General features: G+C 43.5%; 6 protein-coding genes. 1 reads left to right on the top strand and 5 read right to left on the bottom strand.

The features are described from left to right. Window positions 1-39: 39 nt before the first annotated feature. The 3 genes from ACEQ1T_RS02060 to ACEQ1T_RS02050 form a co-directional block, all read right to left on the bottom strand. Window positions 40-1,206 carry a toxic anion resistance protein gene (locus ACEQ1T_RS02060; protein WP_370221570.1) on the bottom strand — a complete coding sequence of 389 codons (1,167 nt, stop codon included), beginning with the start codon at window positions 1,204-1,206 and terminating at the stop codon, window positions 40-42. After that, window positions 1,203-1,859 carry a 5-bromo-4-chloroindolyl phosphate hydrolysis family protein gene (locus tag ACEQ1T_RS02055; RefSeq protein ID WP_370221569.1) on the bottom strand — a complete coding sequence of 219 codons (657 nt, stop codon included), beginning with the start codon at window positions 1,857-1,859 and terminating at the stop codon, window positions 1,203-1,205. The genes ACEQ1T_RS02060 and ACEQ1T_RS02055 overlap by 4 nt, the downstream gene beginning before the upstream one ends. 258 nt (window positions 1,860-2,117) lie before the next feature. After that, window positions 2,118-3,221 carry an SH3 domain-containing protein gene (locus ACEQ1T_RS02050; RefSeq protein WP_370221568.1) on the bottom strand — a complete coding sequence of 368 codons (1,104 nt, stop codon included), beginning with the start codon at window positions 3,219-3,221 and terminating at the stop codon, window positions 2,118-2,120. Window positions 3,222-3,508: 287 nt separating this feature from the next. Here ACEQ1T_RS02050 and ACEQ1T_RS02045 point away from each other — a divergent pair, with 287 nt between their 5' ends. Next, window positions 3,509-5,425, top strand: coding sequence for an alkaline phosphatase family protein (locus ACEQ1T_RS02045; RefSeq protein ID WP_370221567.1), 1,917 nt, complete (start codon window positions 3,509-3,511; stop codon window positions 5,423-5,425). 84 nt (window positions 5,426-5,509) lie between these two features. Here ACEQ1T_RS02045 and ACEQ1T_RS02040 read toward each other — a convergent pair whose 3' ends face one another. Further along, window positions 5,510-6,973 (bottom strand): PAS domain S-box protein, encoded by a 1,464-nt coding sequence (locus ACEQ1T_RS02040; RefSeq protein ID WP_370221566.1) that lies wholly within the window; start codon window positions 6,971-6,973, stop codon window positions 5,510-5,512. 105 nt (window positions 6,974-7,078) lie between these two features. Next, entirely contained in the window at window positions 7,079-8,458 is a 1,380-nt protein-coding gene (gene rlmD / locus ACEQ1T_RS02035) for a 23S rRNA (uracil(1939)-C(5))-methyltransferase RlmD (RefSeq protein WP_370221565.1), read from the bottom strand. Between the last annotated feature and the right edge of the window lie 222 nt (window positions 8,459-8,680).

The raw sequence follows: 8,680 nt of genomic DNA, 5'->3' as shown, positions 1-8,680 counted from the left end.
AGACGTGTGCTCTTCCGATCTGCTCTTTTTTTAATCCTGCTAATTCCCCTTAATCTCCAGCAGCTCCTGCCTCAAATCATTTTCCATCTTGGCCAGGTCGTGTTCTGCCTGTCGGCGTTTATGGCGGCCCTCCTCCTGTATTCTCAGGGTTTCTTCAAGAGTGGAAATCAGGTTCTCCTGTGTTTTCTTTAACGTTTCAATGTCAACAAGGCCCCGTTCATTCTCACGTGCCGTTTCAATTGTATTCATTTTCAGCATTTCTGCATTTTTCAAAAGAAGATCATTAGTTGTTTTTGAGACCTTCTTCTGGGCTTCGACGGCATGGCGCTGGCGAAGCAATGTCAAGGCGATGGCCACCTGGTTCTTCCAAAGCGGGATGGCCGTCATAATGGAAGACTGGATTTTTTCAACCAATGCCTGATTGGTATTCTGAATAAGACGAATCTGCGGTGCGCTTTGAATCGTTATTTCACGGCTCAGCTTCAAGTCATAAAGGCGTTTATCCAGGCGGTCGGCAAACTGCATCATATCGTTCACTTCCTGGAACCTCATCTGGTCATTCGACTCTTCTGCCTTCTTCTTCATCTGGGGAATCGTCTTTTCATGAAGCTCTTCAAGCTTCAGTTCACCTGCTGCAATATATACATTTAAAGCATGAAAATACTCTTTATTATTTTCGTAAAGCTTATCTAACATGACAATGTCGGAAAGAAGTGCATTCTTGCTCCTTTCCAGTTTGACGCTGATGCGGTCGATTTGAGCACCCGTTTTCTGGTATTTGGATAGGACTTCCTGAACAGAACCGGATATCTTTCCAAACATACGAGCAAAAAAGGATGATTTCTCCGGCTTCAGCTCATCCGGATTCACATCATTGAATTTCTTCATCAGATCATTGATGATCGTTCCCACTTCACCAACGTCCTTTTTCTGAACATGCTCGAGCATTGTATGAGAAAACGATAACAGCTTTGATTGAGCCGGTGTTCCGTATGAGATCATTGCCTGGTGATTGGCAGGATCGATTTGCTTTGCAAGCTGATAGGCTTTTTCCCGGTTTTCTTCCGGGATCACATCGATCAGCCTTGTCCGCTTTTCCGATTGCAAAGGCGAGGAAGCTTCCTTCTGCTTTTCCCCAAAAGGATCTGACATCAGATCATCCAATAAATTAGTGTTTTTTAACAGGGACGGTTTTTCTTCTGTCATTTTAATCTCCTGCTTTCATCATGAATTCTTGATTCTTTTATTTTCTCAATCGAATTCCTGGCAACATCAATTTCAAGATGAAGCTGATCAATATCTTCAGCTATAACCCTGTGAAGATCTTCCTCCACATGATGGGTAAGTGTATCAAGTGTACGTCTGGTCTCCTGAAGGGACTGATCCAGTTCACGCGATTTTCTCGGCTGGGAAGACAGAAAGACATACTTTTCCGCCAACTCCACCGCGGAATCCAAATGGGAAAAATAAAACTGCTCGGCCTGATAAAAACGTTTCGGCTCACTTCTGGTCAGTCTGTAAATCCTTCTCGTCACCCTCATGAACTCCATGCGCTGCTTCAGCGTAGGGAAATGCCGAATTGAGAACATCGCTTTGTGCAAGCGGGTTATCTTGCGGCGCGCCTCATCAAGATTTCGCTTTATATATTGGTATTCCCTTTTCGTCAATCCATGCTTTTTCAAAAAGCGGCGGCGCTGAATCAATCCCCCGGCCCAATAAGTAAGAAACCCGGCTCCAGCTCCATAAATCCCTGACAAAATGAAAGTTTGCCCGAATGCAAAGTAACTTGCCAGCCAAACACTGACAGACAAAGGAACAGCCGTCAGCAAACGAAAAGCAAATGCTAAAAAGGAATTCATATTTATCGACTCCTACTCATAGTCCTACTTATTTATACGTTTTTTATAAACCTAAAGTTTCATCCACATTCATTTTCAGCAAAAAATCCGTATATCCTTAATTCTATTAAAACACTTTTAAAAAACTTCTCAAGTTATACGATACTAAATATCACGATTGCCCGCCATAGACCACAAAAGTAATCCTTGCTAAGACCTGAGACGTATATTTATATGCAAAAAAAGCACCTGCGGAAGTTTTCCGCAGATGCTTTCTGGCTATTTTACAGCCAATGCACGCTTGCCCATGGCATTGTAGATTTTAATGAATTTCTCCTTAGGCATTTTCACATCTTTTTTAACTGCTTCACTGTCATTAAAGTAAACATAATCTGCATCCACACCGGTTACGACAATGCAGTGCAGTGGCGTCGGTGCAATGATCGTTTTGCCGGCAGGTGTTTTCCAGCTTCTTTTATTCGGCATTTCATGGCTGATTGTAAACCATGCCAACACAGGGTTACCCTCTGAAACAGCCTTTTCTATTTCCGAAAATTCTTTTCCGGTCAGATTTACTCCACCAGGACGATATTGGTCAAGCAGCTTTTTCAGCGGCCCCGGATTTATCGTGTGCCCATTGCCAAAAGGTGTTCCAACGAACCCGACATCAGGGTCACCCCAGGTTTTAATAGAACCGTCCGCATTTCTCACCAGCTTTGTGGAGTCGTATGGCATTTCATTTGCAAGTGTTGTTTTGCTGACATTCACTCCATAATACTTCAGTGCCATGGCAAGGGAAGTCACTTCACATCCGCTTGGCAGCTCCGGCCGCTGGGCAATGAGCGGTACATTGATCCTGGCCTGACGGGGATCACCGGCTGTTACATAATCACCGCTGACGTAACCAGTGCCGCCGTTGTAGGAAATTTTAAACCAGCCGTTGCTTTCCTTATGTATGACACTTAACACTGATCCGTTTTTTAAGAGGCCGACACTGCTGTAATTTAACCCCGGACCTGTTCGGACATTTAAGGATGTAGCATCCACCCGGTAAAGTTTTTCATTTGTTTTGACGTATTGGCCGCTGACATAGCCTGTTTTTCCATTATAGCTAATTTTGTACCAGCCGCTGGCAAGGTGTTCGATTGCTTGTATACTGCTGCCTTGGGCCAGACTGCCGATCCTGCTATAATTTGTCCCCGGTCCGGAACGGACATTCAGGCTGGTCGCATCTACCGTATAAGTATATGATGCCGCTTCTGCCGATATCTCACTTGAAAAGTTCGGAATTGACGGTGCCATGACTCCTCCTGCAAATATAGCTGCAGCAACAGTCCCTTTTAATAGAGCTCTGTTTCCATATGAACCTTTTAACATTGCCATATATTTTCCTCCATATCCCTCATCTTTTTCTGTCGAATTTTGCAGACTACTCTAAAAATATAGATTCGGAAACTTTCAGTCTACCTTTTTGGGACTGGAAAAATTTTATTGAATCTATTGCATCACTTTATTTAACTGATTCGGGATAATTGTCCTCTGTATATCTTCCTTCTTCATAAAAACAATTGAGTGGCTCTAGCCGGTAAAAAGTCGATTATTTGTTTATTTATAAGAAATACAGGGAATAACCTCTTGTACCAATTTACTTACACCTTGGAGGAAACATAATGATTAAGCACTATTTTTATATCGTTATTTTATTAATAGGATTGAGTGTATTTCCATCCTCAGGATATGCAGAGGATCGGGATGGACAGGAAAACAAGGTTGTGCTGATTTCCTTTGATGGGATGAGAAATGACCTTACAAAAGAGTATGTAAAGGAAGGCAAACTTCCCCACATAAAAAAACTTATGAAGAATGGCGTATCGGCCAGGGATTCCAAAACCGTAACCCCATCGCTGACCGCCCCATCTCATGCTGCAATAGCTTCTGGTGCAGCCCCGCCGGAGACCGGCATGGTCAGCAATAAGTGGCAGGATCCCCATAAGGAATTGGCAAATGGGGAAAGCGCCTTTCATCAGCCGCTCGATAAAAGCCCGCTTTGGGCAGAAGCCAAAAAAAACGGCAAAACAACTGCCACAGTGCTGTTTCCCGGATCAAATCCTGATGCAGGAACACAGGCTGATTACGCAGTCTATTATGGCGAAACCTGGGCTGAGAGTTCTCTGGATCAGCTTCAGTTCAAGAAAGCAGAGAGCTGGAAGCACACCGAAAGCAGCTTTAGCCCTATAAAGGAAGCTATATTGGAGCTGCCAATAAAAAAAGCAAAGAACAAAGAACTTTATATATTAGCTTTAGACACTTCAGATGATGGGAAGACCAATTATAATCGTTTCATTTTTTCGGAAAACCGTTCAGCAGACCTCAAAGATGTCACTGTCAATGCCAATGAATGGGGGGCAATTCCTGTTGAAGTCGATGGCGAATCTGCAGGATTCTGGTTTAAGCTGAAAATTGACCCTGGCCTTGAGAAAGCAAGCATTTACCGGACGGCCGTTACATCAGCCCTCATTGAAGGCCCCGACGGATTTGAAGAGGAGCTGCTTTCAGAATTCGGCTTTTTCCCCGTCCAGGATGATACAAAGGCCTTTGAAAAAAAGTGGATTACCAGAAAAGAGTACGAAGAAATCAGTTCACGTTTTGTCAGCTGGGCAACTGATGTGTCTCTTTATATTAAAGAGGAATACCAGCCTGATTTGCTGATGTTTTATACACCTCAAATTGATCATGAATCACACCGCTTTCTGCTGTCAGATCCACGTCAGCCTGGATATTCCGAGGAAAATTCACAAAAACATAGGAAATACATTGAATGGGCATACAAGCTTTCCGATGATGTCGTTGGACAGACGGTGGATAGCCTTAGCGAAATAGACCACCTTCTTGTTGTATCCGACCACGGCATGGAACCAGTTCATACCATCCTTGCTCCAAACACTCTTTTGAAAGAAGCAGGCCTTTTAGCGACAGATAAAAAAGGCAAAGTGGATGAGGAGAACTCCAAAGCAATGGCTGTAGCCAGCGGGTCAGCTGCACAAATTTATCTGAATGAAAACCTCACTAAAAAAGAGAAGGAAAAGGCGGCAGACCAAGTAGAGAAACTTTTTAGCGAGTATAAAATCAAGCCGGAATTTCAGACAAAAATCCTAAAGGGCTATTTTGGTGAAGCTGGTGATTCCATTAAGCAAGGGCAGTTCAGCCATTTTAATCAAACTGCTAAGCAGTTTTTCCGTCACCTTTTTAGAAAGGAAGAACAACCTTATCAGATTGCCTACGGAAATAATAAAGAGAATAAGCACCCTAACCAGGGAGACATTTTGCTGCTTGGCGGAAGGGGCTATATGATGGGAAGCAGCCTAACAAGTCCCCATATGCCGGCAATTGAACTCGGCAGCCACGGCGGCAATCCTGATCGGAAAGAACTCAGGGCAGTCTTCTTTGCACATGGTCCTTCTTTTAAAAAGGACAGCCGGATTGGCTCGATTACTACACTCGATATTGCCCCAACTGTCTATAAGCTGCTGGACATACCTGCTCCGGACTTTTTGGAGGGTGAAGTTCTAAAAGATGCTTTACGTTAACAACACTGCCTTGCTATGCGCTGCAAGGCAGTGTTTCATTTTTGAAAATAAAAAACCCACCCCTATAGAGATGAGCTGTACACGCTATATACAATCCAATTCCACAATCACCCTAGTGCCTTCACCTATAAGACTTTCGATGGCCATCAAACCTTGATGCTCCTGAATAATCTTATTGCTGACTGTGAGCCCCAAACCGATTCCTTTATCTTTTGTCGTATAAAAAGGGGTCCCAAGATACTTCAGCATTTCACTATCAATACCTGCTCCTTCATCTGCAAAAGCAATCCTTACACGCCTGTTCTCTATTCTTTCGGCACTGATATATACATTTCCGCCATTCGGCATCGCTTCAATCGCATTTTTTAAAAAGTTCACAAACACTTGCTTCAGCTGGGGAGGTGAACATAAAAGCATGACATCATTCTCACGATGATTGAGATGAATTTGAACATTGTGAAGCAGTGCCTGCGGATGAAGTACGTTAATCGTACTTTCAAGAATGGACATTAAGCTCCCTTTCTCAAACTCGATTGCCTGGGGTTTTGCCAGGGACATGAACTCATTGACAATGATATCAATTCGATCAAGCTCTTCCATGATAATGGATAAATAATCATCCTGTTTTTCCTGAATAACGCTGGATTGGAGCAGTTTTGAAAAACCTTTTAATGAAGTCAGCGGGTTCCTGATCTCATGTGCAACCCCTGCTGCGAGCTGTCCGATAATGGACAGGCGGTCCAAGTTACGCAAAGCCGCATCATTATTAACTCTGTCTGTTATGTTTCTGCCTACTGCCACAAATAATTCAATCTCGCCTCTATCGTTTATTATAGGAGAAATGCTTGTCTCTACGAAAACGATTTCGCCATTAATCGTATCCATCTTCGTTTCAAGGATCTGAGGCTCTCCTGTTTCCAGCAGCTTTTGACATACCATGTTAAACTTTTCTCTCTCCTCCTCGGAATAGATGACAGTGCCGCAGGTCTTCCCAACAAGCTGCACCGGCGAATATCCCAAAGCTTTCTCATGAGATGGGGATGCATAAATCACCGTTTGATCCTTTGTGAAGACTTTGATCATATCTGTCGTATTCTCCGTTATCAAATCGTACAGTTCCCTGGTTTTTCTTAATTCCCTCTCCATGCTTTTAAACTCTGTCATATCCCGGAATATAGCCAGTACGGCTATAATTTTACCCTTTGAATTTCTGAAAGGAGAATACGAAACCGATATATCCAGAACCGAACCATCCTGATGATAGCGCTGTGTGATCACATTGCTGTAAACTTTCCCCAGTTTGACCAGTTTTATAATATCCTTCACTTCTTCCGGGTTCTGAAAATCGGTAAACTTCCTGCCAATAACTTGCTCTTCGGTATAGCCAAAAATCACCGTATACATATGATTTACCCTTATAAAACGGTTCTTCATATCAATGATGGCAACCCCATCTGCCGTGCAATTCAGGAACAAATCGAGCAATTCATCAGGATTGGAATAAATCGATTCACCGTCATTTCCAAGTATCGGGAAATCATTAACCAATTAGCTCACCCCATTTTATAACTCTATAAACTACATTTTACAGAATTATAAGAAAAAAAGCATGAGGATTCTTTAGAAGACCGAAAAAAGCAGCTTCCCTATAGGTCAGCAGCCCTCTCTCCATTCTAATCCCGCGACTGCTTCACAATGCATAGTCTGAGGGAACATATCCACCGGCTGCACTTCGATGGTCCTATATCCGCCGTCCTCCAAAATACGCAGATCCCTTGCCAATGTTCCCGGATTGCAGGATACATAGACGACTTTCTTTGGCTTCATGCTTAAAATGGTTTTCAGCAGAGCTTCATCACAGCCTTTTCGCGGCGGGTCAACGACTAGCACATCTGCGGTGTTCCCCTTTTTATACCATTCAGGTATTACTTCTTCTGCTTTCCCGACTGCAAATGAAGCATTTGTCATACCGTTTAGGTCAGCGTTTCTCTTCGCATCCTCAATGGCTTCCGGCACGATTTCAACGCCGAATACTTCTTTTGCTTTCTGTGCTAGGAAAAGAGAAATGGTGCCAATTCCGCAGTACGCATCGATAACCTTTTCTTCTCCGCTCAGATTCGCATATTCCAGGGCTTTATCATATAAAACTTTCGTTTGCTCCGGGTTCACCTGATAAAAGGAGCGGGCGGAAATAGCAAATTTGATATCTCCAATAAAATCATAGATCACCTCTTCGCCCCAAAGGACTCTTGTGACATCTCCCATGATCACATTCGTCTTCCTGGAATTCACATTATGGACGATAGATTTAACACCTTCAATGCTTGATGCAATCTCTGCCACAATCTTTTGCTTATGCGGAAGCTCATTTGTCCTTGTGACAAGGACAATCATCACTTCGCCTGTCACAAGCCCATAGCGCGCCATCACGTGGCGAAGCTCGCCTTTATGCCTGCCTTCATCATAAGCGCGGACACCATAGCGGCCGCAAATTTCCTTTACCTTTTGTACAACCTCATCATTTTTTTCCTGCTGGATGAGGCATTCCTTCATATCAATGATCTGGTGGGTGCGCTGCTGATAAAATCCGCCGATCAGTCCGCCTTCCTGCTCGCCAATCGGAACCTGCGCTTTATTTCTGTAGCGCCAAGGATCTTTCATGCCGAGAACCGGATGCACCTTGACTCCCTCAAGTCTCCCGATTCTTTCCAGAACATCTCTGACCTGTTTTTCCTTGGCGAGAAGCTGGCCTTCATAGCTCAGGTGCTGCAGCTGACATCCGCCGCACTCCTTATAAATCGGGCAGGGTGCTTCTACTCGATATGGGCTTCTTTCATATGTCTCGATCAGGCGCCCAAATCCATATCCCTTATTCACCTTGATCACTTTTACCTTTGCTTTCTCACCGGGAAGACCATCCGGAACAAATAGAGGATAACCATCCACCTTTGCAACTCCTGCCCCTTCATGGGTCAAATCCTCAAATGTAACATCTATATAATCATTTTTTTGAACCGGTAATGTTCTGCTCATCTTTTTCTTCCTTTTCAGCTTAATTCCGTGACCTTTTTTGACTAGACAGATTGTATCACAAAAAAGGGGTAAATACGAAATGGATATCTTTCAGATTCAGGACCTGCATACCTTACAGCATGTTTATTTGCAGAATCTAACCCTTTATTTGCATATTCCCCGGTCTATTTGCAAAGTTTCCCTATATATTTGCTCTTTCACTCTTCTATTTGCAGGAATACT

The organism is Cytobacillus sp. (genome assembly GCF_964223445.1).
Classification (GTDB): domain Bacteria; phylum Bacillota; class Bacilli; order Bacillales; family Cytobacillaceae; genus Cytobacillus.
Note: the sequence above shows the minus strand (reverse complement) of the source record. Positions and strands in the feature narration are given on the sequence as shown.